Annotated in this window: 21 protein-coding genes; 16 read left to right on the forward strand and 5 right to left on the reverse strand. The window is 70.0% G+C overall.

Going from position 1 to position 26,129, the window contains the following annotated elements:
- Positions 1-18: 18 nt before the first annotated feature.
- The 9 genes from ftsW (at position 19) to N7925_RS27880 (ending at position 8,732) form a co-directional block, all read left to right on the forward strand.
- The gene (gene ftsW, locus N7925_RS27840) at positions 19-1,464 is read left to right on the forward strand and encodes a putative lipid II flippase FtsW (protein ID WP_274345512.1); all 1,446 of its coding nucleotides are present in this window, start codon (positions 19-21) and stop codon (positions 1,462-1,464) included.
- A gap of 6 nt (positions 1,465-1,470) precedes the next feature.
- Entirely contained in the window at positions 1,471-2,559 is a 1,089-nt protein-coding gene (murG, locus tag N7925_RS27845; RefSeq protein ID WP_265602154.1) for an undecaprenyldiphospho-muramoylpentapeptide beta-N-acetylglucosaminyltransferase, read from the forward strand.
- Between the two features lie 62 nt (positions 2,560-2,621).
- Positions 2,622-3,416 (forward strand): cell division protein FtsQ/DivIB, encoded by a 795-nt coding sequence (locus N7925_RS27850; RefSeq protein ID WP_274345513.1) that lies wholly within the window; start codon positions 2,622-2,624, stop codon positions 3,414-3,416.
- Positions 3,417-3,692: 276 nt separating this feature from the next.
- On the forward strand, positions 3,693-4,916 hold the full coding sequence (gene ftsZ, locus N7925_RS27855; RefSeq protein WP_265602156.1) for a cell division protein FtsZ: 1,224 nt from the start codon (positions 3,693-3,695) through the stop codon (positions 4,914-4,916).
- Positions 4,913-5,653 (forward strand): peptidoglycan editing factor PgeF, encoded by a 741-nt coding sequence (pgeF, locus tag N7925_RS27860; protein WP_265602157.1) that lies wholly within the window; start codon positions 4,913-4,915, stop codon positions 5,651-5,653. Before ftsZ ends, pgeF begins: the two co-directional genes overlap by 4 nt.
- Before the next feature lie 6 nt (positions 5,654-5,659).
- The gene (locus N7925_RS27865; protein ID WP_265602158.1) at positions 5,660-6,379 is read left to right on the forward strand and encodes a YggS family pyridoxal phosphate-dependent enzyme; all 720 of its coding nucleotides are present in this window, start codon (positions 5,660-5,662) and stop codon (positions 6,377-6,379) included.
- 125 nt (positions 6,380-6,504) lie between these two features.
- Positions 6,505-7,134, forward strand: coding sequence for a cell division protein SepF (locus N7925_RS27870; protein ID WP_265602159.1), 630 nt, complete (start codon positions 6,505-6,507; stop codon positions 7,132-7,134).
- Between the two features lie 91 nt (positions 7,135-7,225).
- Positions 7,226-7,510: a YggT family protein gene (locus N7925_RS27875; protein WP_006123846.1), complete on the forward strand. Its 285-nt coding sequence runs from the start codon at positions 7,226-7,228 to the stop codon at positions 7,508-7,510.
- Positions 7,511-7,559: 49 nt separating this feature from the next.
- Entirely contained in the window at positions 7,560-8,732 is a 1,173-nt protein-coding gene (locus tag N7925_RS27880) for a DivIVA domain-containing protein (protein WP_265602160.1), read from the forward strand.
- A 338-nt stretch (positions 8,733-9,070) separates the two neighbouring features.
- Here the strand turns inward: N7925_RS27880 and ileS are convergent, their stop codons facing one another.
- A complete protein-coding gene (gene ileS, locus N7925_RS27885) occupies positions 9,071-12,214 on the reverse strand; it encodes an isoleucine--tRNA ligase (RefSeq protein ID WP_274345514.1) in 3,144 nt (1,047 codons plus the stop codon).
- 563 nt (positions 12,215-12,777) lie between these two features.
- On the opposite strand from ileS, the gene N7925_RS27890 reads away from it, so the two are divergent.
- The 5 genes from N7925_RS27890 (at position 12,778) to N7925_RS27910 (ending at position 17,399) form a co-directional block, all read left to right on the forward strand.
- Entirely contained in the window at positions 12,778-13,587 is an 810-nt protein-coding gene (locus tag N7925_RS27890; protein WP_274345515.1) for a TraR/DksA family transcriptional regulator, read from the forward strand.
- Positions 13,588-13,645: 58 nt separating this feature from the next.
- Positions 13,646-14,236 carry a signal peptidase II gene (gene lspA, locus N7925_RS27895; protein ID WP_274345516.1) on the forward strand — a complete coding sequence of 197 codons (591 nt, stop codon included), beginning with the start codon at positions 13,646-13,648 and terminating at the stop codon, positions 14,234-14,236.
- 43 nt (positions 14,237-14,279) lie between these two features.
- Positions 14,280-15,221: an RluA family pseudouridine synthase gene (locus N7925_RS27900; protein WP_265602163.1), complete on the forward strand. Its 942-nt coding sequence runs from the start codon at positions 14,280-14,282 to the stop codon at positions 15,219-15,221.
- Complete coding sequence (locus N7925_RS27905; RefSeq protein ID WP_274345517.1) at positions 15,218-15,703, forward strand: GNAT family N-acetyltransferase; 486 nt, start codon at positions 15,218-15,220, stop codon at positions 15,701-15,703. Before N7925_RS27900 ends, N7925_RS27905 begins: the two co-directional genes overlap by 4 nt.
- 109 nt (positions 15,704-15,812) lie before the next feature.
- Entirely contained in the window at positions 15,813-17,399 is a 1,587-nt protein-coding gene (locus N7925_RS27910; RefSeq protein ID WP_274345518.1) for a Na+/H+ antiporter, read from the forward strand.
- A 21-nt stretch (positions 17,400-17,420) separates the two neighbouring features.
- Here the strand turns inward: N7925_RS27910 and N7925_RS27915 are convergent, their stop codons facing one another.
- Complete coding sequence (locus N7925_RS27915; RefSeq protein ID WP_274345519.1) at positions 17,421-18,569, reverse strand: mechanosensitive ion channel family protein; 1,149 nt, start codon at positions 18,567-18,569, stop codon at positions 17,421-17,423.
- A 49-nt stretch (positions 18,570-18,618) separates the two neighbouring features.
- Between N7925_RS27915 and N7925_RS27920 the strand changes: the two genes are divergently transcribed.
- Complete coding sequence (locus N7925_RS27920; RefSeq protein WP_265602167.1) at positions 18,619-19,197, forward strand: dienelactone hydrolase family protein; 579 nt, start codon at positions 18,619-18,621, stop codon at positions 19,195-19,197.
- Positions 19,198-19,277: 80 nt separating this feature from the next.
- Here N7925_RS27920 and N7925_RS27925 read toward each other — a convergent pair whose 3' ends face one another.
- From N7925_RS27925 to N7925_RS27935, 3 genes are all read right to left on the reverse strand, one after another.
- Positions 19,278-20,093 carry a DsbA family protein gene (locus N7925_RS27925; RefSeq protein ID WP_274345520.1) on the reverse strand — a complete coding sequence of 272 codons (816 nt, stop codon included), beginning with the start codon at positions 20,091-20,093 and terminating at the stop codon, positions 19,278-19,280.
- Positions 20,094-20,159: 66 nt separating this feature from the next.
- The gene (locus tag N7925_RS27930) at positions 20,160-20,888 is read right to left on the reverse strand and encodes a hypothetical protein (RefSeq protein WP_274345521.1); all 729 of its coding nucleotides are present in this window, start codon (positions 20,886-20,888) and stop codon (positions 20,160-20,162) included.
- A gap of 84 nt (positions 20,889-20,972) precedes the next feature.
- On the reverse strand, positions 20,973-22,298 hold the full coding sequence (locus N7925_RS27935; protein ID WP_265602170.1) for a DUF2252 domain-containing protein: 1,326 nt from the start codon (positions 22,296-22,298) through the stop codon (positions 20,973-20,975).
- A 214-nt stretch (positions 22,299-22,512) separates the two neighbouring features.
- Here N7925_RS27935 and dnaE point away from each other — a divergent pair, with 214 nt between their 5' ends.
- Positions 22,513-26,049, forward strand: coding sequence for a DNA polymerase III subunit alpha (gene dnaE, locus N7925_RS27940; RefSeq protein ID WP_265602171.1), 3,537 nt, complete (start codon positions 22,513-22,515; stop codon positions 26,047-26,049).
- Positions 26,050-26,129: the final 80 nt, after the last annotated feature.

The raw sequence follows: 26,129 nt of genomic DNA on the forward strand, positions 1-26,129 counted from the left end.
GTGGAGGGGACAGCGACAATGCCGGCCGACGAGAGATTCGCCGTACGGCGGGACCGCGCACGGGCCTCGGTTCCCCGCCCCCTCACCGCGATGCCCGCACTCTCCGGAGCACCGCTGCCCGACGGGCTCGCGCTGCGCGGGCGCCTCGCCACCGGGGCCCGGCGTCCCGAGACGCCCCGCGGCTCCGGACGCGGCGGCGCGGGGCCCCGCCCTCCGCGCTCCGGGCGCGGCGGTGGACCCCGCCGCGCCTACGAGCGGGCACGACGGGCCTGGGACCGGCCCCTGACCGCCTACTACGTGATCCTCGGCTCCAGCCTCCTGATCACCGTGCTGGGCCTGGTGATGGTCTACTCCGCCTCGATGATCAAGGCGCTGGACATCAGCAAGCCCTCGACCTACTTCTTCGGCAAGCAGTTCCTCGCCGCCGTCATCGGTGGCGGGCTGATGCTGCTCGCCGCCCGGATGCCGGTGAAGCTCCACCGGGCGCTGGCCTATCCGATACTGATGGTCACCGTCTTCCTGATGGTCCTGGTCCAGGTACCGGGGATAGGGATGTCGGTCAACGGCAACCAGAACTGGCTCTACCTGGGCGGCCCGTTCCAGCTCCAGCCCAGCGAGTTCGGCAAGCTGGCCCTCATCCTGTGGGGGGCGGACCTGCTGGCCCGCAAGCAGGACAAGCGGTTGCTGACGCAGTGGAAGCACATGCTCGTGCCGCTCGTGCCGGTCGCCTTCATGCTGCTCGGACTGATCATGCTCGGCGGCGACATGGGAACCGCGATCATTCTCACGGCGATCCTGTTCGGTCTGCTCTGGCTGGCGGGCGCTCCCACCCGGCTGTTCGCCGGGGTGCTCGGCTTCGCCGCCGTCATCGCGTTCCTGCTGATCAGGATGAGCCCGAACCGGATGTCCCGGCTCGCCTGCATGGGCGTGAGCGAGCCCGATCCGGAGGGCGGCTGCTGGCAGGCCGCACACGGGATCTATGCTCTGGCGTCCGGCGGATGGTTCGGTTCCGGACTGGGTGCGAGTGTGGAAAAATGGGGTCAACTCCCAGAACCGCACACCGACTTCATCTTCGCCATCACCGGTGAGGAACTGGGTCTGGCGGGGACGCTGTCCGTGCTCGCCCTGTTCGCGGCCCTAGGCTATGCGGGTATCCGCGTGGCCGGACGCACGGAGGACCCCTTCGTGAGGTTTGCCGCGGGAGGCGTGACCACGTGGATCACGGCCCAGGCCGTGATCAACATCGGTGCGGTGCTCGGCCTGTTGCCGATCGCCGGGGTTCCGCTCCCGCTGTTCTCCTACGGAGGGTCGGCCCTGCTGCCGACGATGTTCGCGGTCGGGCTGATGATCGCCTTCGCACGGGAGGATCCAGCCGCCAAGGCGGCCCTGGCCATGCGGAAGCCCGGGGTGAGATGGAAGACGATGAGACGGCGCGTCAAGAAGCGTCCGTCCGGAGAGCGGTGAATTTCGGTGCATGTCGTACTCGCCGGCGGGGGGACCGCCGGACACATCGAGCCCGCGCTTGCCCTCGCAGACGCCCTGCGCAGGCAGGACCCGACCGTGGGAATCACTGCCCTCGGCACGGAACGCGGACTGGAGACCAGGCTCGTGCCCGAGCGGGGGTACGAGCTGGCGCTCATTCCCGCCGTGCCACTGCCCCGTAAACCCACCCCTGAACTGATCACCGTCCCGGGCCGGCTGCGCGGCACCATCAAGGCCGCCGAGCAGATCCTGGAGCGCACCAAGGCGGACTGCGTGGTCGGCTTCGGCGGCTACGTCGCGCTGCCCGGCTACCTGGCGGCCAAGCGGGCCGGTGTGCCGATCGTGGTCCACGAGGCCAACGCCCGCCCGGGCCTGGCCAACAAGATCGGTTCGCGGTACGCCCACGGGGTCGCCGTCTCCACCCCCGACAGCAAGCTGCGCGGGGCCCGCTACATCGGCATCCCGCTGCGCCGCACCATCGCCACCCTGGACCGCGCCCGGGTCCGCCCGGAGGCCCGCGCCTCCTTCGGCCTCGACCCCAACCTGCCCACGCTGCTGGTCTCCGGCGGCTCGCAGGGCGCGCGCCACCTCAACGAGGTGGTCCAGCGGGTCGCGCCGCTGCTCCAGCGCTCCGGGATCCAGATCCTCCATGTGGTCGGCCCGAAGAACGAATTGCCGCGCATCGACAACATGCCCGGGATGCCGCCCTACATCCCGGTACCGTACGTGGACCGGATGGACCTCGCGTACGCCGCGGCCGACATGATGCTCTGCCGTGCGGGCGCGATGACCGTCGCCGAACTCTCCGCCGTCGGGCTCCCCGCCGCCTATGTCCCGCTGCCCATCGGCAACGGCGAACAGCGGCTCAACGCCCAGCCGGTGGTCAACGCCGGCGGCGGCCTGCTGGTGGACGACGCGGCGCTCACCCCGGAGTGGGTGCAGGGCCATGTCCTGCCGGTACTGTCGGACCCCCACCGGCTGTACGAAATGTCCCGCGCCGCGGCCGAGTTCGGCCGGCGCGACGCCGACGACCTGCTCGTCGGCATGGTGTACGAAGCGATTGCCGCGCGCCGCTAGGCGCCCGGCGCGATGCGGTGCGGACCCGGGGCGGGCGCCCCGGGTCCGTCGAAGGAGCGAGCGTGGCCGGACCGACGACCGCCCAGCGCGGCGCACCCGGGCGGGCGGACACCCCCGCCGGCCCGCCGCTCAGCGGCCCCGAGAGGCCCCGGATCGGCCGCCGCACCCTGCTGATCCTGATCGGCGTCGCGGTCGCCCTGCTCACCGCGTTCGTGATCTGGGTGCTCTACGGCTCCTCCTGGCTCCGTGTCGAGAAGGTCAGCACGAGCGGCGTCGAGGTCCTGACCCGCGAAGAAGTGGAAGCGGTTGCCGCCACACCGATCGGCGCCCCGTTGGTCTCCGTGGACACCGACGCCATGGAGCGCCGGTTGCGCCAGAAGTTGCCTCGTATCGACACAGTTGATGTCGTTCGGTCCTGGCCGGACGGCATCGGCCTTAAGGTGACCGAACGGAAGCCGGTCCTGCTGGTCGAAAAGGGCGGCGCGTTCGTGGAAGTGGATGCCGAGGGCGTGCGCTTCGCCACCGTGGACCAGGCCCCGAAGGGCGTGCCCCTGTTGGAGCTGACTCCCGAACCGTCCGCGAGCCTTCGCCGCTTCGGAGGTGACGGTCTGTTGCGGGAAGCGGTCCGGGTCGCCGGCGACCTTCCGGAAGGTGTGGCCGAGGACACCGAGGTCGTACGGGTCACCTCGTACGACGCGATCTCCTTGCTGCTCACCCGGGATCGTGTGGTGACCTGGGGGAGTGGTGAAGACGGGGTGGTGAAGGCGCGCGTCCTCACCGCACTCATGAAAGCAGCCCCCAAAGGGGGACAGTTCGACGTAAGCGCCCCCACCGCCCCGGCGGTATCGGCGAGTTGACGGGTATTTGTGCTGGCCAGCACCCTGGTTGGTCAGCGCTACGGGTGATCACATAGGGTGAAAAGAAAAACGGGAGGTTCGGCGTGTTCGTTGAACGTGCGCCACTTGTCGACTTAGTGTCCTGTTCGGAAGAGTCCAGGAAGCAGACACACTGGTAACCCTAAACTTCAACGTTAGGGTTTGGGTCGGCGTTCGGACCGTCCCCATCGACATCAGTCGTCGCCGCGGAGCTACCGCAGAGCGACGACACGTAACTCGAGGCGAGAGGCCTTCGACGTGGCAGCACCGCAGAACTACCTCGCAGTCATCAAGGTCATCGGTGTCGGCGGCGGTGGTGTCAATGCCATCAACCGAATGATCGAGGTCGGTCTCAAGGGCGTCGAGTTCATCGCGATCAACACGGACGCACAAGCCCTGTTGATGAGCGACGCCGACGTCAAGCTCGACGTCGGCCGCGAACTCACCCGGGGCCTCGGCGCCGGGGCGAACCCGGCCGTCGGTCGTAAGGCGGCAGAGGACCACCGTGAGGAGATCGAGGAGGTCCTCAAGGGGGCCGACATGGTCTTCGTCACCGCCGGAGAAGGCGGCGGCACCGGCACCGGCGGCGCACCCGTCGTCGCCAACATCGCGCGCTCGCTCGGCGCCCTGACGATCGGCGTGGTCACCCGCCCGTTCACCTTCGAGGGCCGGCGACGCGCGAACCAGGCGGAGGACGGCATCGCCGAACTCCGCGAAGAGGTCGACACCCTCATCGTCATTCCCAACGACCGCCTGCTGTCCATCTCGGACCGCCAGGTCAGCGTGCTCGACGCGTTCAAGTCGGCCGACCAGGTGCTGCTCTCGGGCGTCCAGGGCATCACCGACCTCATCACCACCCCGGGTCTGATCAACCTCGACTTCGCCGACGTCAAGTCGGTCATGTCCGAGGCCGGATCGGCGCTCATGGGCATCGGCTCGGCACGTGGTGACGACCGCGCGGTGGCGGCGGCGGAGATGGCGATCTCCTCGCCGCTCCTGGAAGCCTCCATCGACGGCGCCCGCGGTGTCCTCCTCTCCATCTCCGGCGGCAGCGACCTCGGTCTCTTCGAGATCAACGAGGCCGCCCAACTGGTGAGCGAGGCCGCGCACCCCGAGGCCAACATCATCTTCGGCGCCGTCATCGACGACGCCCTGGGCGACGAGGTGCGGGTCACCGTCATCGCGGCGGGCTTCGACGGCGGGCAGCCGCCGACCCGCCGGGAGAACGTCCTCGGCGCGAACAGCAACAAGCGCGAGGAGCCGGCCGCCCCGGCCAGGTCCTCCGCCGAGTCCACGCGCTCGGCGGGCGGACTCGGTTCCGTACCTCCGCGCGAGGAGAGCCCGGCTCCGGCCGAGCCCGCCCCCGCGTCGGCTTCGAGTGAGAGCACGCTCGGGCCGGTCTCGCCGCCGCACGTCCCGCCGGCCCGTCCCTACCAGGACACCCAGGCCGAAGAGCTGGATGTTCCGGACTTCTTGAAGTGATAGCTCAGCACCGGGCGGCGCCCGTCACGGGCAGCGCTCATTTCGCCTTCACCGACCGGTGGGGCGGAGTGAGCGCCGCTCCGTACGGTGAGCTCAACCTCGGCGGCGCGGTCGGCGACGACCCCGCCGCCGTCGGCGCGAACCGGGAGCGCGCGGCCAGGCGCCTCGGTCTCGACCCGGCCCACGTCGTCTGGATGAACCAGGTGCACGGCCGGGACGTCGCGGTGGTGGACGGCCCCTGGGGCGCGGACTCGGAGATTCCGGCCGTGGACGCGGTGGTGACCGCCCGGCGCGGACTGGCGCTCGCGGTCCTCACCGCCGACTGCACTCCCGTTCTTCTCGCCGACCCGGTCGCCGGCGTCGTCGGGGCGGCGCACGCCGGGCGGCCGGGGCTGGTCGCCGGAGTCGTTCCGGCGGCGGTCGAGGCCATGGTCGCGCTCGGCGCACACCCCTCCCGGATCACCGCGCACACCGGGCCGGCCGTCTGCGGACGGTGCTACGAAGTGCCGGAGGCGATGCGGGCCGTGGTCGCCGACGCCGTCCCCGGCACCTGGTCCGAGACCAGCTGGGGTACCCCGGCGGTCGACGTCACCGGCGGAGTCCACGCCCAGCTCACCGCCCTCGGCGTGGCGGACCGGCACTCCTCGCCGTACTGCACCCTGGAATCGGGCGACCACTTCTCGTACCGCCGCGACCGCACCACCGGGCGGCTCGCCGGATATGTCTGGTTGGACTGATAGGGCATGACGGACCGTAAGGCTGAACTCGCCGCGAATCTGGCACAGGTGGAGGAAAGGATCGCCTTCTCCTGCGCCGCGGCCGGTCGGAAGCGCGAGGAAGTGACCCTGATCGTGGTCACCAAGACCTACCCCGCGAGCGATGTGCGGATCCTGCATGAACTCGGTGTGCGCCATGTCGCGGAGAATCGTGACCAGGACGCCGCTCCCAAGGCCACTGCTTGTGCGGATCTTTCGCTTACATGGCACTTTGTCGGACAATTGCAGACGAACAAGGTTCGTTCTGTGACCAGTTATGCCGATGTCGTGCAGTCGGTGGACCGCGCCAAGCTGGTCACCGCCCTCTCCACCGCCGCGGTACGCGAGGAGCGTGAACTCGGCTGCCTGATCCAGGTCGCCCTGGACGCGGAGAGCGGGGAGCGCGGTGAGCGCGGCGGCGTCGCGCCGGACGGGGTCGAGGAGTTGGCGGCCGCGATCGGCGCGGCTGACGGGCTCCGGCTCGACGGACTGATGACCGTGGCGCCGCTGGCCGGAGAGTACGCCGGCCGGCAACGGGCCGCGTTCGACCGGCTGATGGAAATCTCATCCCGCCTGCGGGCAGGTCATCCGGCTGCGAACATGGTCTCCGCAGGTATGAGCGGGGACCTGGAGGACGCGGTGACGGCCGGAGCGACACATGTACGCGTCGGTACGGCGGTACTCGGAGTCCGACCCCGGCTCGGGTAACGTCGCGAAGCAAGTCGGACCACAGCAGAAAATATGGTCATTACCGCTCACGGCGGGCAGACCACAGTGGATCGCGGGCACTTGGTGACGAATGCCGATCCACCACAGAGCGGAGGACTCGGAGCATGGCCGGCGCGATGCGCAAGATGGCGGTCTACCTCGGCCTCGTGGAGGACGATGGGTACGACGGTCCGGGGTTCGACCCCGATGACGAATTCGAACCTGAGCCGGAGCCCGAGCGCGACCGGCGGCGGCAGCAGCCCCCACACCAGGTGGAGCGGGAACGCGAGCGCGAGCGCGAAAGGGACGAACCGGTACGAGTGGTTCAACCGCCCGCCCAGCGCGAGCCGGTTCAGCTCCCCGCCGAAAGTGTGCGACCCGCCCGGATCGCCCCCGTGGCATCCATCACACCTGAACGCCCGAACATGGAGAAGAACGCACCGGTGATCATGCCCAAGGTCGTGTCCGAGCGGGAGCCGTACCGCATCACCACGCTGCACCCCAGGACCTACAACGAGGCCCGTACCATCGGGGAACACTTCCGTGAGGGCACTCCGGTGATCATGAATCTCACGGAGATGGACGACACGGACGCGAAGCGACTTGTCGACTTTGCCGCGGGACTCGTCTTCGGTCTCCATGGCAGCATTGAACGCGTGACGCAGAAGGTGTTCCTGTTGTCGCCTGCTAACGTCGATGTCACGGCGGAGGACAAGGCCCGCATCGCAGAGGGCGGATTCTTCAACCAGAGCTGAGAACGCAACACCGGGAACAACCCGGCCGAGAGGCCGGTGCCGGCCACGAGGCCGGAGCTGACGAGAGCCAGGGGAGAGGGAACCGCGGGACATGGGCGTCGCACTGGATGTGGTCTATATCGCGCTGATGTGTTTCCTCATCGTGCTGATCTTCCGGCTGGTCATGGACTATGTCTTTCAGTTCGCACGTTCATGGCAACCCGGCAAGGCGATGGTGGTCGTACTTGAGGCCACCTACACTGTCACCGATCCACCGCTCAAGCTTCTGCGGCGGTTCATTCCGCCGCTGCGTCTCGGGGGCGTGGCACTCGACCTGTCCTTCTTCGTTCTGATGATCATCGTCTACATCCTGATCAGCGTTGTGGTCAGGTTGTGAGCGATACGGTCTTGCCGACTGCCGACGACTACGTAGAGGTGAAGAAGAGATGCCGTTGACCCCCGAGGACGTGCGGAACAAGCAGTTCACGACCGTCCGCCTCCGAGAAGGCTATGACGAGGACGAGGTCGATGCCTTTCTCGACGAGGTCGAATCGGAGCTGACCCGTCTGCTCCGTGAGAACGAGGACCTGCGCGCCAAGCTGGCCGCCGCGACGCGTGCCGCCGCGCAGAACCAGCAGCAGCAACAGCAGCAGGGTATGCGCAAGCCTCCGGAGCAGCAGGACCGCCCGGGTGCGCCCGTTCCCGCCGCCATATCAGGACCGCCGCAGCAGCAGCAGCCCCCGCAGATGGGTCCGCCCCAGCTGCCCGGTGGCGCGCCGCAGCTGCCCGCAGGTCCCAGTGGCCACGGCCCCCAGGGCGGCCATGGTCCCGGTCCGCAGGGCCCGCACGGCCCCGGCCCGATGCAGGGCGGTCCCATGGGTGGCCCGATGCAGGGCGGCCCCATGGGTCAGCACCCTCAGCAGCAGCAGATGCAGCAGATGCAGCCGTCGCAGATGCAGCCGCCGCAGATGCAGCAGCAGGGGCAGGCCCCCGGTGGCGACAGCGCCGCCCGTGTCCTCTCGCTCGCACAGCAGACCGCCGACCAGGCGATCGCGGAGGCCCGTTCGGAGGCCAACAAGATCGTCGGCGAGGCGCGCAGCCGCGCCGAGGGCCTGGAGCGCGACGCGCGTGCCAAGGCCGACGCCCTGGAGCGGGACGCGCAGGAGAAGCACCGCGTGGCGATGGGCTCGCTGGAGTCGGCCCGCGCGACGCTGGAGCGCAAGGTCGAGGACCTGCGTGGCTTCGAGCGCGAGTACCGCACGCGGCTGAAGTCCTACCTGGAGAGCCAGCTGCGTCAGCTGGAGACCCAGGCGGACGACTCGCTCGCCCCGCCGCGGACCCCGGCAGCCGCTTCGCTGCCGCCGTCCCCCTCGCTGGCCCCGGCCGGCGCGGGTGCGATGGGTCACTCCATGGGCGGCTCCAACCACGGTGGCCACGGCGGCCAGCAGATGGGTGGCGGCCAGTCAGGCATGGGCGGTGCGCCGTCCTACGGTGGCCAGCAGCAGATGTCGCCCGCGATGACGCAGCCGATGGCGCCGGTGCGGCCGCAGGCGCCGCAGCCGATGCAGCAGGCGCCTTCGCCGATGCGTGGGTTCCTGATCGACGAGGACGACAACTGAGCGGTTCGCGCTCGCTGAGCGCGTAGCCGTCGGCAGGCAGAGGGCCGGGCCCCGGGGTTTCCCCGGGGCCCGGCCCTTTGGCGTGGCTCGGCCGCGTCTGCCAAGGGCGGGTGGGGCGCCTGCGGCGGGCTGTTCCCCTCCCCGCCCCTTCCCGAAACCGGGGCTCCGCCCCGGGCCCCTTCCGCCCTCAAGCGCCGGGCGGCTGCATATCGGGGCTCCGCCCCGGACCCCGCTCCTCAAACGCCGGAGGGGCTGATCAGCCCAGCTCCCGAGGAGGTACGCCGAAGGGCCCGCCGGAATCCGTTCCGGCGGGCCCTCTCTGGTCCTGCGGGCTACCGCTACCGCTTCCGCAGGCGGAACGTGAGCTCCAGGCCCTCGTCCTCGAACACCTCGCCGTACGTCTCGTCCGCCTCGCCCTCCGCGTAGTCCAGGGCGAGGACCTCCTCGGAGATCAGCGGGGTGTGCTCGGTGAGGGCCTCCGCCGTTGCCGGGGACGTCGTCGTCCAGCGGACGGCGATGCGGTCCGCGACGTCCAGGCCGCTGTTCTTGCGGGCCTCCTGGATCAGGCGGATCGCGTCACGGGCCAGGCCCGCGCGGCGCAGTTCCGGGGTGATCTCCAAGTCCAGCGCGACCGTCGCGCCCGAGTCCGAGGCGACCGACCAGCCCTCGCGCGGGGTCTCCGTGATGATGACCTCGTCGGGGGCGAGGGTGATCCGCTCGCCGTCGACCTCCACCGATGCCGTGCCCTCGCGCAGGGCCAGGGACAGCGCGGCCGCGTCCGTGTTCGCCACCGCCTTGGCCACCGCCTGGACGCCCTTGCCGAACCGCTTGCCCAGGGCGCGGAAGTTGGCCTTCGCCGTCGTGTCGACCAGCGAGCCGCCCACCTCCGAGAGCGACGCCAGCGACGTGACGTTCAGCTCTTCCGTGATCTGGGCGCGCAGCTCGGTGGAGAGCCCTTCGAAGCCTGCCGCCGCCACCAGCGCGCGCGACAGCGGCTGGCGGGTCTTCACGCCCGACTCGGCGCGTGTGGCCCGGCCCAGCTCGACGAGGCGGCGCACCAGCGCCATCTGCGTGGAGAGCGTCGGGTCGATCGCCGTCGGATCCGCCTTCGGCCACGAGGACAGGTGGACCGACTCCGGGGCGTCGGGAGTGACCGGCGCCACCAGGTCCTGCCAGACCCGCTCGGTGATGAACGGGGTCAGCGGGGCCATCAGCCGGGTCACCGTCTCGACGACCTCGTGCAGGGTGCGCAGCGCCGCCTTGTCGCCCTGCCAGAAGCGGCGGCGCGAGCGGCGTACGTACCAGTTGGAGAGGTCGTCCACGAACGCCGAGAGCAGCTTGCCGGCGCGCTGGGTGTCGTAGCCGTCCATCGCGGCGGTCATCTGGTCGACCAGCGCGTTGAGTTCGCTCAGCAGCCAGCGGTCCAGGACCGTGCGGTCCGCCGGGGCCGGGTCGGCCTGGGAGGGTGTCCAGCCCGATGTGCGGGCGTACAGGGCCTGGAAGGCGACCGTGTTCCAGTAGGTGAGGAGCGTCTTGCGGACGACCTCCTGGATCGTGCCGTGACCCACGCGCCGTGCCGCCCACGGGGAGCCGCCGGCCGCCATGAACCACCGCACCGCGTCCGCCCCGTGCTGGTCCATCAGCGGGATCGGCTGGAGGATGTTCCCCAGGTGCTTGGACATCTTGCGGCCGTCCTCGGCGAGGATGTGGCCGAGGCAGACGACGTTCTCGTAACTCGACTTGTCGAAGACCAGGGTGCCCACCGCCATCAGCGTGTAGAACCAGCCGCGGGTCTGGTCGATGGCCTCCGAGATGAACTGCGCCGGGTAGCGGCTCTCGAAGACTTCCTTGTTCTTGTACGGGTAGCCCCACTGCGCGAACGGCATCGAACCCGAGTCGTACCAGGCGTCGATGACCTCCGGAACGCGGTACGCCTCCAGCTGGCAGCTCTCCTGCGTGCAGGTGAAGGTGATCTCGTCGATGAACGGGCGGTGCGGGTCCAGATCTGATTGATCGGCGCCCGTCAGTTCCGTCAGCTCCGCGCGGGAGCCCACGCAGGTGAGGTGGTTGTCCTCGCAGCGCCAGATCGGCAGCGGTGTGCCCCAGTAGCGGTTACGGGACAGCGCCCAGTCGACGTTGTTGTTCAGCCAGTCGCCGAAGCGGCCGTTCTTGACCGAGTCCGGGAACCAGTTGGTCTTCTCGTTCTCCTCGAGGAGCCGGTCCTTGATCGCCGTCGTCCTGATGTACCAGGACGGCTGCGCGTAGTAGAGCAGCGCCGTGTGGCAGCGCCAGCAGTGCGGGTAGCTGTGCTCGTAGGGGACGTGGCGGAAGAGCTTGCCGCGTGCGTCCAGGTCCGCGGTGAGCGCCTCGTCTGCCTTCTTGAAGAAGACGCCGCCGACCAGGGGGAGGTCTTCCTCGAACGTGCCGTCCGGGCGGACCGGGTTGACCACCGGGAGCCCGTACGCACGGCAGACCAGGAGGTCGTCGGCGCCGAACGCGGGGGACTGGTGGACCAGACCCGTACCGTCCTCGGTCGTGACGTACTCGGCGTTGACGACGTAGTGCGCTTCGGACGGGAAGTCCACCAGGGCGAACGGGCGCTCGTAGGTCCAGCGCTCCATCTCCGCGCCGGTGAACGACTGGCCGGTTACCTCCCAGCCCTCGCCCAGGGCCTTCTCCAGAAGCGGCTCGGCGACGACGAGCTTCTCCTCGCCGTCGGTCGCCACGACGTAGCGGACCTCGGGGTGGGCGGCGACCGCCGTGTTGGAGACCAGGGTCCAGGGGGTGGTCGTCCAGACCAGGAGGGCGGCCTCGCCGGCCAGCGGGCCGGAGGTGAGCGGGAAGCGGACGAAGACCGAGGGGTCGACGACCGTCTCGTAGCCCTGGGCCAGCTCGTGGTCGGACAGGCCGGTGCCGCAGCGCGGGCACCAGGGGGCGACGCGGTGGTCCTGGACCAGCAGCTCCTTGTTGAAGATCTCCTTGAGCGACCACCACACGGAGTCCACGTACTCCGGGTCCATCGTGCGGTACGCGTCGTCCAGGTCGACCCAGTACCCCATGCGGGTCGTCAGCTCGGCGAAGGCGTCGGTGTGCCGGGTCACCGACTCACGGCACTTGGCGTTGAACTCGGCGATGCCGAACGCCTCGATGTCCTTCTTGCCGTTGAAGCCCAGCTCCTTCTCCACCGCGAGCTCGACCGGCAGGCCGTGGCAGTCCCAGCCGGCCTTGCGGCCGACGTGGTAGCCCTGCATGGTGCGGAAGCGGGGGAAGACGTCCTTGAAGACGCGGGCCTCGATGTGGTGGGCGCCCGGCATGCCGTTGGCGGTGGGCGGGCCCTCGTAGAAGACCCACTCGGGGCGGCCCTCGGACTGCTCCAGGCTCTTGGCGAAGACCTTGCTCTCCCGCCAGAAGTCGAGCACGGCGTGTTCGAGCGCGGGCAGGTCGACCTGGGCGGGTACCTGGCGGTACTGCGGCGATGTCATGTGCGGCTTCCTCCGGCGGACGTCTTCCACTTCCGTCGGAGGGACGAGAGCGTCTCGGCTCCCGCGGTACCACCCTCCTTGGCCCCGGGCACAGGCCCGTGGCCCCCTCATTGGGGTCGCGATGCCGGGTCTAATGGCCTTGCGTCGACGGGCGGGGCCCATCGGTCAAAGCGTTCTTCCGGCGGCTCCGGGGTGATCTTCGCGGCGCGCTCGCCCCCGGGCTCCCACCGTCCCCGGGTCGCTACTGGCTGCGTACGGCGCTACTCGTCCCATCCAAGCCTCTCGCTGGGGCCAGTGTACGGGCCCGTACGGGCGACGGCCGACCGGTTATCCGCGGCGCGAGGGCGTGACCCGAGTGGCGGGACGGGGTACAAGGACTTCCCGACGGGGCCCGAGGGCCGGATTACCGGACGGGGAGCTGGGAACAACGGAGGCAGGCGCGCCACGACCGGATACGGGGAGGGGCGAGAAGGCGGCGTGCCCCGTTGCCGCGGGGCTGGAGTCGATTTATCGTCCCAGCACGATTCGCGAGCAAGATCACCCTATGTGAAGGGGCCGCGGCCATGGTGGCGAAGAAGACGGCGGAAGAGACCGCGGCCGAGCACGACGGCACCCACGAGCCACCGGTCGGCCAGGAGGCCGCGCCCGCGAAGAGCACGGCGAAGAACGCTGGATCCGGGGAAGCCGCCTCCGAGGAAGCCGCCTCCAAGAAGACGGTGGACAACAAGAAGGCCGCGGCCAAGAAGACCGCGGCCAAGAAGAGCGCGGCCAAGAAGACGGCGACCGGCGAGAAGTCCGTAGCCAAGAAGAGCGCGGCCAAGAAGGCGTCGAGAAAGGCCGCGGTGGCGGCCACGGAGGCGGCCACGGCCGCCGAGCAGACGGGAGCCCACACGGTGGTAGCCAAGAAGAGCGCGAGTCGTCACACAGCAGGCGCACAGGCCACGGCCCCCGTGCCGCCGGCCCGCGCCGCCGCCCCCGACGAGCTGGCCGTCCGGCCCGGGGAGGACCCCTGGACGCCCGAGGAGGTCACCGAGGCGCGCACCCTGCTGACGAGCGAGACGCTGCGGCTCCGCAGCGAGCTGGAGGCCTCCGGCGCGGCGCTCGCCGGGCTGATGCGGGACTCCGGCGACGGCGCGGGCGACGACGAGGCCGACACCGGTACCAAGAACATCACCCGCGAGCACGAGCTGTCGCTGGCCGCCCACGCCCAGGAGACGCTGGAGCAGACCGAGCGGGCGCTCGCCCGGCTGGAGGCGGGGACGTACGGGCTCTGCGAGGTCTGCGGCAAACCGATCGGCAAGGCGCGGATGCAGGCCTTCCCCCGGGCCACCCTGTGCGTCGAGGACAAGCAGAAGCAGGAGCGGCGCGGCTGATCCGCACAGGTGTGTCGTACCCTCATCCTCAGGCAGGCACCTAGGTTGAGGGACTCACGTGGCAGAGGCGGAGCGCATCATCGGTACGCCGGACAATCCCGAGGCCGAGGGCACGGACGAGGGCGGCAGCACGGCCGCCGACGCGGCCGTGAACGCGGGCCGGGGCAAGCGGAAGGTCCTCGTTCTCCTGAGCGTGGCCGTCGTGGCCTATCTGCTGGACCTGACCACCAAGATGATCGTGGTCGCGAAGCTGGAGCACCAGCCGCCGATCGACATCATCGGCGACTGGCTCCAGTTCCGGGCGCTCCGGAACGCGGGAGCCGCGTTCGGGATCGGCGAGGCGTTCACGGTGATCTTCACCATCATCGCCTCCGGAGTGATCGTGGTGATCATCCGGCTGGCCCGCAAGCTCTACAGCCTGCCGTGGGCCATCGCCCTGGGCCTCCTCCTGGGGGGTGCGCTCGGCAACCTCACCGACCGGCTCTTCCGGGCGCCCGGCGCGTTCGAGGGTGCGGTGGTGGACTTCATCGCCCCCAAGAACTTCGCCGTCTTCAACCTCGCCGACTCCGCCATCGTGTGCGGCGGCATCCTCATCGTGATCCTCTCCTTCAAGGGCCTGGACCCGGACGGGACCGTCCACAAGGACTGACCGCCCGGCGCGGGGACCTGCGGGCGCAAGGCATACTCGACAGGTGAGTACGCACCCCGAGATCCGCACCCTGCCCGTACCGGACGGCCTGGAAGGCGAGCGCGTCGACGCCGCCATCTCCCGGATGTTCGGTTTCTCCCGCACCAAGGCCGCCGAGCTGGCCGCAGCCGGGAAGGTCCAGGTGGACGGTTCGGTGGCCGGCAAGTCCGAGCGGGTCCACGGGGGTGCCTGGCTGGAAGTGGAGATGCCGGGTGCGCCCGCCCCCGTCCAGATCCTCGTCGAGCCCGTCGAGGGCATGGAGATCGTCCATGACGACGACGACATCGTCGTCATCATGAAGCCGGTCGGCGTCGCCGCCCACCCCAGCCCCGGCTGGACCGGCACCACCGTCATCGGCGGCCTCGCCGCCGCCGGCTACCGGATCTCGACGTCCGGCGCCGCCGAGCGCCAGGGCATCGTCCACCGCCTCGACGTCGGCACCTCCGGCCTGATGGTCGTCGCCAAGTCCGAGCGCGCCTACACCCTGCTCAAGGCCCAGTTCCGCGACCGGGTCGTCGACAAGAAGTACCACGCGCTCGTCCAGGGCCACCCGGACCCGATGAGCGGCACCATCGACGCCCCCATCGGGCGCCACCCCAACCACGACTACAAGTGGGCGGTCACCGCCGAGGGCAAGCCGTCGGTGACCCACTACGACCTGATCGAGGCCTACCGCGCCGCCAGCCTCCTCGACATCAAGCTGGAGACCGGCCGCACCCACCAGATCCGGGTCCACATGTCCGCCCACCGCCACCCCTGCGTCGGCGACCTCACCTACGGCGCGGACCCGACCCTGGCCAAGCGCCTCGGGCTGACCCGCCAGTGGCTGCACGCCGTGCGCCTGGGCTTCGAGCACCCGAGCGACGGCAGCTGGGTGGAGTTCGCCAGCACCTACCCGGCCGACCTCCAGCACGCCCTCGACACCATCTCCGCGGAGAGTCAGTGACCGCGGTTCCCGCCCCGTACAGCACCCGCAGGGCCGTCGAGGAGAGCGACCTCCAAGCCTGCTTCCAGGTGCGCAAGGAAGTCTTCGTCGGCGAACAGAACGTGCCCGAGGAGCTGGAGTACGACGTCCACGACGCGACCGCGGTGCATGTCCTGGCCGTCGCGGCGGACGGCACCGCCCTCGGCACGGGCCGACTCCTGCACGGCGCCGACGCGGCCCGGAAGACCGGCGGCGACCCGGCCGTCGGCTCGCTGGGCCGGCTCGCCGTGAGCCGGGAGGCCCGTGGCCTCGGGGTCGGCGCGGCCCTCGTACGGGCCATCGAGGACGAGGCGCGGGCGCTGGGTCTGGCCGCTGTCGACCTGCACGCCCAGACGCATGCCCTCGGCTTCTACGAGCGGCTCGGATACGTCGCGTACGGTCCCGAGTTCCCCGACGCGAACATGCCCCACCGGGCCATGCGGCGGGAGATCCGCCCGGCCTGAGTGCCGGTAGCAGGGGGTATCGGCCGAATCGCGCACCCCGCGTGGCAGGGTGGGAGCCCTGTTCGGCCGTTCGTGGTGTGCCGGACCCGCACGCTCCGGAAGGCATGTCGTGGAACAGATGTCCCTGCTGCTCCTGCTGCTGCTCGGAGCCGTGGTCACGGTGCCGCTCGGCGACCGGCTGGGGCTGCCCGCGCCGGTGCTGATGACCCTCATCGGCGTCGCGATGGCCTTCATGCCGTTCGTGCCGAACGTCGACATCCCACCGGAGATCATTCTTCCCGCGCTGCTGCCGCCGCTGCTCTACGCCTCCGTGCAGCGCACCTCCTGGCGGCAGTTCGCCGCCAACAGACGCCCGATCTTCCTGCTGGCCGTGGCCCTCGTCTTCGTCACCACGGCCGCCGTCGCCGCGGTCGCGAACTCGATCGTGCCGGGGCTGCCCATCGCCGCCGCCGTCGCCCTCGGAGCTCTCGTCGCCCCGCCCGACCCGGTCGCGGCAACGGCTGTGGCGGGCTCCGTGGGTCTGCCGCGCCGGCTGGTGTCGATCCTGGAGGGCGAGGGGCTCTTCAACGACGTGACCGCCATCGTGCTCTACCACGTGGCCATCGCCGCCGCCGTCAGCGGCACCTTCTCGCTCCCCGAGGCCTTCGGACTGCTGGTGCTCTCCGCCGTCGTCGCGGTCGCCGTCGGCCTCGCGCTCGGCTGGCTCACCATCAAGCTGATGAACCTGCTGGGCGACGCCACCCTCCAGGTCGGGCTGACCCTGCTGGTGCCGTTCGTCGCCTACGTCCTCGCGGAGGAGCTGATGGGCTCCGGCGTGCTGGCCGTCCTGACCGTCGCGCTGTTCCTCGCCGAGCACACCGCCGACGCCGACGACGTGCTCGGCCGGCTCACCGGACGTACCTTCTGGGACATCGTCGACACCCTGGTCACCGGCGTGGCCTTCGGGCTGATCGGCCTGGAGCTGCACAGCGTGTTCGGCACCGCCGACGGGCACGCCCTGGAGATGGCCGGCTGGGGGCTCGCGATCGTCGCGGTCGTCGTCGGCGTACGGCTGCTGTACCTGCTGCCGGCGACCTGGCTGGCCAAGCGGCTCCACACCCGCCGCGACGTCAGCGAGGAGATCCCCACCAGCTGGCGGGAGACCGTCGTGATGTGGTGGGCCGGGATGCGCGGGGTGGCCTCGGTCGCCCTGGCGCTGGCGATCCCGCTGGAGACCGACGACGGGCAGCCCTTCCCCGGCCGTGACGAGATCATCTTCATCGCGTTCGCCGTGATCATGGCCACCCTGGTCTTCCAGGGGCTCACCCTGCCCTGGCTGGTGCGCAAGCTGAGGGTCCGGGCCGACACCGACGCCGAGGAGGCACTGGAGCGGGACCTCGCCGTCCGGGCCGCCAGGGCCGCCAAGTACCGCCTCAAGGAGATCCAGGAGGCCGAGGAGTTCCCCGAGGAGGTCATGGAGCGGCTCCAGCGAGCCGCGTACGACATCGGAGCCCGGATCAGCCCGGACATGGTCGACGAGGAACGGCGCGAGGCCTACGCCCAGCGCGCGGAACGCTTCAAGGCGATCAGCCGTGTCCAGCGCGAGATGATGTCGGCGGCCCGCCACGAGGTGCTCTCCGCACGCAGCGAGCCCGGCTCCGACCCGGAGGTCGTGGACCGGGTGCTGCGGTACCTGGACGTCCGCTCGCTGCGCTGAGGGCGTCGCCGGGGCAGGCTCTCAGCCTCGGCCCGTGCGCGGGGCCTTGGAGTCGTCCCCGTCGGTGGGCGCCGCCTTGTCGCGGCCCGCCCGGCCCCCCGCACCCGTCAGCTCCGCCCACTGCTCGCCCGGCGGCAGCACGGCGGGCGAGGTGGCGACCCGCGGCAGCGCGTACGGGTGGTGGTCGCGCAGCCAGCCGATCAACTGCTCGCGCACCGCGCAGCGCGCCGTCCAGATGTCGTCCGCGTCCTTCGCCGTGACCACCGCGCGCACCTCGATCGTGGTCGGCGTGGTGTCGGTGACCGCCAGCGACCAGTCCCGGCCGTCCCAGGCGGCGATGTCCCCGAGGAGGTCCCGCAGCTTCTCCCGCATCGCGGCCACCGGAGCGGAGTGGTCGAGGTGGAAGAAGACCGTGCCCGTCATCTGCACCCCGCCGCGCGACCAGTTCTCGAACGGCTGGCTGGTGAAGTACGAGACCGGCATCGTGATCCGCCGCTCGTCCCAGGTCCGTACCGCCAGGAACGTCAGGGTGATCTCGTCGATCGTGCCCCATTCGCCGTCCACCACCACGGTGTCGCCGAGCCGCACCATGTCGCCGAACGCGATCTGGAATCCGGCGAAGAGATTGCCGAGCGTCGACTGGGCGGCGACACCCGCGACGACACCCAGCACCCCGGCCGAGGCCAGCACCGAGGTGCCGACCCCGCGCATCGCGGGGAACGTCAGCAGCATCGCCGCGACGGCGACCACCGCCACGACCGCGATGACCACCCGCTGGATCAGCGTCACCTGCGTGCGGACCCGGCGGACCCGGGCCGGGTCGCGGGTGCCCGTCGCGTACCGCGCGTAACTGGCCTCCACGACCGTCGCCGCGATCCGCACCACCAGCCACGCGGAGGCGCCGATCAGCACCAGGGTCAGCAATTGGCCGATCCCCGCCCGGTGGTCCCACAGCCAGGCGATGCCCGACTGGCGGTAGCTGCCGCGCAGCAGCGCCGTGATGATCACCACCTGGAGCGGAGGCCGGCAGCGCCGCAGCAGCCCCCACAGCGGAGTCTCGTGGTGACGGCTGTCGGCGCGCCGCAGCAGCAGGTCGACCAGCCAGCCGACCAGCAGGGTGATCACCACGGAACCGCCGATGACGATCAGCGGGCGCAGCACGCTCTCCATTCCTTCGTCCTCCAAGCTGTAGGGCGGCCCCCAGGGCACAAATGGCACCATGGGCCTCATGAACATCATGCTTTTCCACTCGACGTACGGGCTCAGGCCCGCCGTGCACGCCGCGGCCGCGCGCCTCAGGGACGCCGGCCACGAGGTGCGCGTGCCCGATCTGTTCGAGGGGCACACCTTTGACACGGTGGAAGAGGGCATGGCCTACAAGGACGAGATCGGCAAGGAGGAGCTGCTGAAGCGCGCCGTGCTGGCCGCCGCGCCCTACTCCGACCAGGGGCTCGTCTACGCCGGCTTCTCCCTCGGGGCGGCGACCGCGCAGACCCTGGCGCTCGGCGACGCGAAGGCCCGCGGGCTGCTGCTGTTCCACGGCACCTCGGACCTCGCCGAGAACGCCTCGGTGGACGAGCTCCCCGTGCAGCTGCACGTCGCGGACCCGGACCCCTTCGAGTCCCACGACTGGCTGAACAGCTGGTACCTCCAGATGCAGCGCACCGGCGCGGACGTCGAGGTCTACCGGTACCCCGGGGCCGGGCACCTGTTCACCGACCCCGATCTGCACGACTTCGACCAGGCGGCCGCCGAGCAGACCTGGAAGGTCGCGCTCGGCTTCCTCGCCACCCTGTAGACGCGGCGAAAAGCGCGACACCCGGCGCGTTCGGCGGTCGGCCCGCCCGGTGCGCCGGGTGTCGCGGAAGGCGAAGGCCGTTACGCCTTGAGCGCCTTGTCGATGGCCTTCGTGAACTCGGCGGCCGTCATCGGGGCGTTCTCGCTGCCCTCGGCCGTGATCTTCTTGCCGTCCATCTTCACCGTCGGCGTGCCCTGCACACCGCTCTTGTCGAACGACTTGGACATCTTCATGGCCCAGGCGTCGTACGCGCCGTCCTCGACGTCCTTCTGGAAGTCCTTGTTCCCCTTCAGCGCGTCGACCGAGTCCGCGACCTCGATGAGATAGCTGTCCTTGGCGAACTTGTCGTCGCTCTCCTCGGGGTGGAACTTCGCCGAGTACAGCGCGGCCTTGTACTCCATGAACGCCTCGGGGCTCACGTCCAGCGCCGCACCGAGCGCGCTCAGGGCGTTCTTGGAGCCCTCGCCGTTGTCGGTGTTGTCGATGAAGGTCGCGCCGACGAACTTGACCTTGTACTTGCCGGCCTCGACGTCCTTCGAGACGGTCTCGCCGACGCCCTGCTCGAACGTGGCGCAGACCGGGCAGCGCGAGTCCTCGTACAGCTCCAGGGTCTTCTTCGCGCCCGGCTCGCCGATCACCACGGTGGTGCCGTCGTCGCCCGAGGTGTTCTTCGGCGCGGTGACGTTCTTCGCGTCCGCGGCCGTCTCCCAGGCGTCCGGCTTGTTCAGCTGCGTCACGCCGTAGCTGATGCCGCCGACCACGGCGAGGGCGGCGACGACCGAGACCGCCACGATGAGCTGCTTGCGGGTCTTGTCCTTCTTGGCCTGGGCCTCGCGCTCGGCGCGCAGCCGCTCGCGGGCCGCTGCCTTGTGGGCCTGGGTGTTGCGCTTGCTCATGATCGTTCTCCGTGAGTACGTCTGTGGGGAGTGGGCGGGTGCTGCCGTCGTCGCGTGGCCGTGCCCTCAGGCAGCGGCGTACGTCGCGAGCGGCGGGCCCCTGCGCCCCACACAGTGCACGAGGAAGCGGGCGGTCAGCGGCGGGTGCGGACGCCCGGCGGGCCGGGAGCGGCGGGTCGCGGCCCGGACGCCCGCGCGCACCACCGCGACCGCGACCAGCAGCGGCCGGAACGCCAGCAGGGCCGCCGCGCGCACCAGCCCGGCCAGGGCCGCCTCGCCGCGCCGCAGCCAGGCCGCGGCGAGCAGCCCGACCGCCACATGGGCGACGAGCAGCAGCCAGGGCACGGCCGGTCCCGGCTGCGCCAGCAGCGCCGCCGCACGGTCGCCCGCACCGGCCACTTCGGCCAGCGGGGTGCCCACCGCGCCGACGCCCGCGATCCGGGCCCCGCCCGCGCCGACCTCGCCGCCGCCGCACAGGACGTCGAAGCCCACCGCGCGCAGCGTGCCCGCGACCGGGCCGCCGGCCGCCCCGTAACAGAGGTGCTGGCCCGTGGTGAAGAGCGTGTCGGCGGCCAGCTCCAGCGGGACGAGCAGGCCCGCGATCGCCCCGAAGCCGCGCTCCCGGCCGGCCAGCGCGTACGCCACCGCGAAGACCGCGGCGGCGAGCAGCGCGACCGCGGTCAGCGGCAGCGGGACCCCGGAGAGCAGCACATGGGACGCCGTGGACAGGGTGACGACGAGCGCGGTGAAGACCGCCGCGCGCGCGACCCTGAGCTGCGTCCCTGAGATGTCCATCGTCGGAAAGTGTGTCATGCGCCGAGGTAAGCGGACCTTAAAAGAGGCTGAGAGCCCCGGGTGGCTTCCCGGGGCTCCGGCGCCCTACAGGCCCGGGATCCGGCCGTTGCGGAAGAGGTCCACGAAGATCTGGTGGTCCGCGCGGGCTCTCGCCCCGTAGCTGTGGGCGAAGTCGACCAGCATCGGTGCGAAGCTCTCCTCGTCGCCCGCGATGGCCGCGTCGATCGCCCGCTCGGTGGAGAACGGCACCAGCGAGTGCCCGCTCTCGTCGTCGGCGGCCGCGTGCATCGTGGCCGTCGCCCGGCCCAGATCCGCGACGACCGCCGCGATCTCGTCCGCCTCGTCGATGTCGGACCAGTCCAGGTCGACCGCGTACGGCGAGACCTCGGCGACCAGCTGACCCGAGCCGTCCAGCTCGGTCCAGCCCAGCCACGGGTCCGCGTGCGCCTGGAGCGCCCGCTGCGAGATCACCGTGCGGTGCCCCTCGTGCTGGAAGTACTCCCGCACGGCGGCGTCCGTGATGTGCCGGGAGACCGCCGGCGTCTGCGCCTGTTTGAGGTAGATCACCACATCGTTCTCCAGGGCGTCGCTGTTGCCCTCCAGAAGGATGTTGTACGAGGGCAGCCCGGCGGACCCTATGCCGATGCCCCGGCGGCCCACCACGTCCTTGACCCGGTAGGAGTCGGGACGGGTCAGGCTCGACTCCGGCAGCGTCTCCAGATAGCCGTCGAACGCGGCCAGCACCTTGTAGCGCGTCGCGGCGTCCAGGTCGATCGACCCGCCGCCGTCCGCGAACCGGCGCTCGAAGTCCCGGATCACCGTCATCGAGTCCAGCAGCGAGAAGCGCGTGCGCGACCGGGCGGCGCGGAGCGCGCCCAGCAGCGGGCCGTCCGCGGTGTCCAGCGTGAACGGCGGCACCTCGTCGTTCTTCGCGCCCGTCGCCAGCGCGTGGATCCGCTCGCGGTAGGCGATGGCGAAGATCGTCACCAGCTCGCTGATCTGCTCGTCGGCCAGCGCCTTCGCGTAACCGATCAGCGCCACGGAGGCGGCGAAGCGCTTCAGGTCCCAGGTGAAGGGGCCCACGTACGCCTCGTCGAAGTCGTTGACGTTGAAGACGAGGCGGCCGTTGGCGTCCATGTAGGTGCCGAAGTTCTCCGCGTGGAGATCACCGTGGATCCACACCCGGCCGGTGCGCTCGTCCAGGAACGGGCCGCCGTGCCGCTCGCGCTCCAGGTCGCCGTAGAACAGGCAGGCCGTGCCCCGGTAGAAGGCGAAGGCCGAGCCCGCCATCTTGCGGAACTTGACCCGGAAAGCGGCCGGATCGGCGGCCAGCAGCTCCCCGAAGGCGGTGTCGAAAACGGCGAGAATCTGCTCCCCGCGCTGCGCTGCGCCGGTCTGCGTTTCCGACATTTCTTGCTGCCTCCTGCTGTAGCTGGCGTGTCCGGCCGGACCATGGGCCCACCCGATCGGGTCCTGACCGAGTGCATGACAAAACGGACAGGTGTCCCGCCCTCTCCAACGCTCGGCGGAAGCCGGGAGTGCCCGTCGTTCGACTCCGTCACGTCGTAGACTTCCACGCTGTCCCCCCGTCCGTCATCGCCCGACTTCCCGGAGGCCCGACGCCGTGACCAAGCCGCCCTTCACGCACCTGCACGTTCACACCCAGTACTCGCTGCTGGACGGTGCGGCGCGGCTCAAGGACATGTTCGATGCCTGCAACGAGATGGGCATGTCGCACATCGCGATGACCGACCACGGCAACCTCCACGGGGCCTACGACTTCTTCCACTCGGCGACGAAGGCGGGCGTCACGCCGATCATCGGCATCGAGGCGTATGTCGCCCCGGAGTCGCGCAAACACAAGCGCAAGGTGCAGTGGGGACAGCCGCACCAGAAGCGCGACGATGTGTCCGGATCCGGTGGTTACACCCACAAGACGATCTGGGCGTCCAACAAGACCGGACTGCACAACCTCTTCCGGCTCTCCTCCGACGCGTACGCCGAGGGCTGGCTCCAGAAGTGGCCCCGGATGGACAAGGAGACCATCTCCCAGTGGTCCGAGGGCCTCATCGCCTCCACCGGCTGCCCCTCCGGCGAGGTGCAGACCCGGCTGCGGCTCGGCCAGTTCGACGAGGCGGTCCAGGCGGCCTCCGACTACAAGGACATCTTCGGCGCGGACAAGTACTTCCTGGAGCTGATGGACCACGGCATCGAGATCGAGCGCCGGGTCCGCGACGGGCTGCTGGAGATCGGCAAGAAGCTCGACATCCCGCCGCTCGTGACGAACGACTCCCACTACACGTACGCCCACGAGGCCACCGCCCACGACGCCCTGCTCTGCATCCAGACCGGCAAGAACCTCTCGGACCCCGACCGCTTCCGCTTCGACGGCACCGGCTACTACCTCAAGACGACGGACGAGATGTACGCCGTCGACTCCTCCGACGCCTGGCAGCAGGGCTGCGCCAACACGCTCCTGGTCGCCCAGCAGATCGACACCACCGGCATGTTCGAGGCGAAGAACCTCATGCCGAAGTTCGAGATCCCGGACGGCTTCACGGAGATCACCTGGTTCCAGGAGGAGGTCCGGGTCGGCATGGGCCGCCGCTTCCCGAACGGCGTCCCCGACGACCGGCAGAAGCAGGTCGAGTACGAGATGGACATCATCATCCAGATGGGGTTCCCGGGGTACTTCCTGGTCGTCGCCGACTTCATCATGTGGGCCAAGAACAACGGCATCGCGGTGGGCCCCGGCCGTGGTTCCGCCGCCGGATCGATCGTCTCGTACGCGATGGGCATCACCGACCTCGACCCGATCGAGCACGGGCTGATCTTCGAGCGGTTCCTCAACCCCGAGCGCGTCTCCATGCCCGACGTCGACATCGACTTCGACGAGCGTCGGCGCGTCGAGGTGATCCGGTACGTCACCGAGAAGTACGGCGCCGACAAGGTCGCCATGATCGGCACCTACGGCAAGATCAAGGCCAAGAACGCCATCAAGGACTCCGCCCGCGTCCTCGGCTACCCCTACGCGATGGGCGACCGGCTCACCAAGGCCATGCCCGCCGACGTCCTCGGCAAGGGCATCGACCTCAACGGCATCACCGACCCCAAGCACCCGCGCTACAGCGAGGCGGGCGAGATCCGGGGGATGTACGAGAGCGAACCGGACGTCAAGAAGGTCATCGACACCGCCAAGGGAGTCGAGGGCCTGGTCCGGCAGATGGGCGTGCACGCCGCCGGCGTCATCATGTCCAGCGAGCCGATCGTCGACCACGCGCCGCTCTGGACGCGGCACACCGACGGCGTCACCATCACGCAGTGGGACTACCCCCAGTGCGAGTCGCTCGGCCTGCTGAAGATGGACTTCCTGGGGCTGCGCAACCTGACGATCATGGACGACGCCATCAAGATGGTGAAGTCCAACAAGGGCGTCGACCTGGAGATGCTCTCCCTCCCGCTGGACGACCCCAAGACGTACGAACTGCTCTGCCGCGGCGACACGCTCGGCGTCTTCCAGTTCGACGGCGGGCCGATGCGCTCCCTGCTGCGCCAGATGCAGCCCGACAACTTCGAGGACATCTCCGCTGTCTCGGCCCTCTACCGGCCGGGCCCGATGGGCATGAACTCGCACACGAACTACGCGGAGCGCAAGAACGGCCGCCAGGAGATCACCCCGATCCACCCGGAGCTGGAGGAGCCCCTCAAGGAGGTCCTCGGCCTCACCTACGGCCTGATCGTCTACCAGGAGCAGGTCCAGAAGGCCGCCCAGATCGTCGCCGGGTACTCACTGGGCGAGGCCGACATCCTGCGCCGCGTGATGGGCAAGAAGAAGCCCGAGGAACTGGCGAAGAACTTCGTCCTCTTCGAGGCCGGCGCCAAGAAGAACGGCTTCTCCGACGCCGCGATCAAGGCGCTGTGGGACGTGCTGGTCCCGTTCGCCGGGTACGCCTTCAACAAGGCGCACTCCTCCGCGTACGGACTGGTCACCTACTGGACCGGCTACCTCAAGGCGAACTACCCCGCCGAGTACATGGCCGCCCTGCTGACCTCGGTCAAGGACGACAAGGACAAGTCCGCGGTCTACCTCAACGAGTGCCGCCGCATGGGCATCAAGGTGCTCCCGCCCAACGTCAACGAGTCGCTGTCCAACTTCGCCGCCCAGGGCGACGACGTGATCCTCTTCGGCCTGACCGCCATCCGCAACGTCGGCCAGAACGTCGTCGACTCGATCATCCGGTCCCGCAAGGCGAAGGGGAAGTACAGCACCTTCCCCGACTTCCTCGACAAGGTCGAGGCGGTCGTCTGCAACAAGCGCACCGTGGAATCGCTCATCAAGGCCGGCGCCTTCGACGAGATGGGCCACACCCGCAAGGGCCTCGTCGCCCACCACGAACCGATGATCGACAACGTGGTGCAGGTCAAGCGCAAGGAGGCCGAGGGGCAGTTCGACCTCTTCGGGGGCGGCGAGGAGGAGAGCGGCGAGCCGGGATTCGGGCTCGACGTGGAGTTCTCCGACATCGAGTGGGAGAAGGCCTACCTGCTGGCCCAGGAACGGGAAATGCTCGGCCTGTACGTCTCCGACCACCCGCTGTTCGGCCTGGAGCACGTGCTGTCCGACAAGGCCGACTCCTCGATCTCCCAGCTCATGAGCGGGGACTACGGGGACGGCGCCATCGTCACCGTCGGCGGCATCATCTCCGGCCTCCAGCGCAAGATGACCAAGCAGGGCAACGCCTGGGCCATCGCCACCGTGGAGGACCTGGCGGGCTCCATCGAGTGCATGTTCTTCCCCGCCACCTACCAGCTGGTCTCCACCCAGCTCGTCGAGGACACCGTCGTCTTCGTCAAGGGACGGCTCGACAAGCGCGAGGACGTGCCCCGGCTGGTCGCCATGGAGATGCAGGTCCCCGACATCTCCAACGCCGGGACCAACGCGCCCGTCGTCCTCACCATCCCCACCGTGAAGATCACCCCGCCCATGGTCACCCGGCTCGGCGAGGTGCTCAGCCACCACCGGGGCGACACCGAGGTGCGCATCAAGCTCCAGGGCCCCCGCAAGACCACGGTGCTCCGGCTCGACCGGCACCGGGTCAAGGCCGACTCGGCCCTCTTCGGCGACCTGAAGGTGCTGCTCGGCCCGGCCTGCCTGGCCGGCTGAGCAGGCGCCACCGGCGACGAGAACGGCAGGAGGGGCGTCCCGCACGTGCGGGACGCCCCTCTCGCTGTCCTCGACGCCTG

This window comes from Streptomyces sp. CA-278952 (assembly GCF_028747205.1).
In the GTDB taxonomy this organism is placed as follows: domain Bacteria; phylum Actinomycetota; class Actinomycetes; order Streptomycetales; family Streptomycetaceae; genus Streptomyces.

What these genes read in the sequence shown, in the direction of transcription:
- ftsW (WP_274345512.1), top strand. Translation starts at nt 19, where the DNA reads ATGCCGGCCGACGAGAGATTCGCCGTACGGCGGGACCGCGCACGGGCC.
- N7925_RS27870 (WP_265602159.1), top strand. Translation starts at nt 6,505, where the DNA reads ATGGCCGGCGCGATGCGCAAGATGGCGGTCTACCTCGGCCTCGTGGAG.
- N7925_RS27920 (WP_265602167.1), top strand. Translation starts at nt 18,619, where the DNA reads ATGGGCCTCATGAACATCATGCTTTTCCACTCGACGTACGGGCTCAGG.
- N7925_RS27875 (WP_006123846.1), top strand. Translation starts at nt 7,226, where the DNA reads ATGGGCGTCGCACTGGATGTGGTCTATATCGCGCTGATGTGTTTCCTC.
- N7925_RS27880 (WP_265602160.1), top strand. Translation starts at nt 7,560, where the DNA reads ATGCCGTTGACCCCCGAGGACGTGCGGAACAAGCAGTTCACGACCGTC.
- N7925_RS27890 (WP_274345515.1), top strand. Translation starts at nt 12,778, where the DNA reads ATGGTGGCGAAGAAGACGGCGGAAGAGACCGCGGCCGAGCACGACGGC.
- N7925_RS27930 (WP_274345521.1), bottom strand. Translation starts at nt 20,888, where the DNA reads ATGGACATCTCAGGGACGCAGCTCAGGGTCGCGCGCGCGGCGGTCTTC.
- N7925_RS27935 (WP_265602170.1), bottom strand. Translation starts at nt 22,298, where the DNA reads ATGTCGGAAACGCAGACCGGCGCAGCGCAGCGCGGGGAGCAGATTCTC.
- N7925_RS27925 (WP_274345520.1), bottom strand. Translation starts at nt 20,093, where the DNA reads ATGAGCAAGCGCAACACCCAGGCCCACAAGGCAGCGGCCCGCGAGCGG.
- N7925_RS27915 (WP_274345519.1), bottom strand. Translation starts at nt 18,569, where the DNA reads ATGGAGAGCGTGCTGCGCCCGCTGATCGTCATCGGCGGTTCCGTGGTG.
- ileS (WP_274345514.1), bottom strand. Translation starts at nt 12,214, where the DNA reads ATGACATCGCCGCAGTACCGCCAGGTACCCGCCCAGGTCGACCTGCCC.
- N7925_RS27865 (WP_265602158.1), top strand. Translation starts at nt 5,660, where the DNA reads ATGACGGACCGTAAGGCTGAACTCGCCGCGAATCTGGCACAGGTGGAG.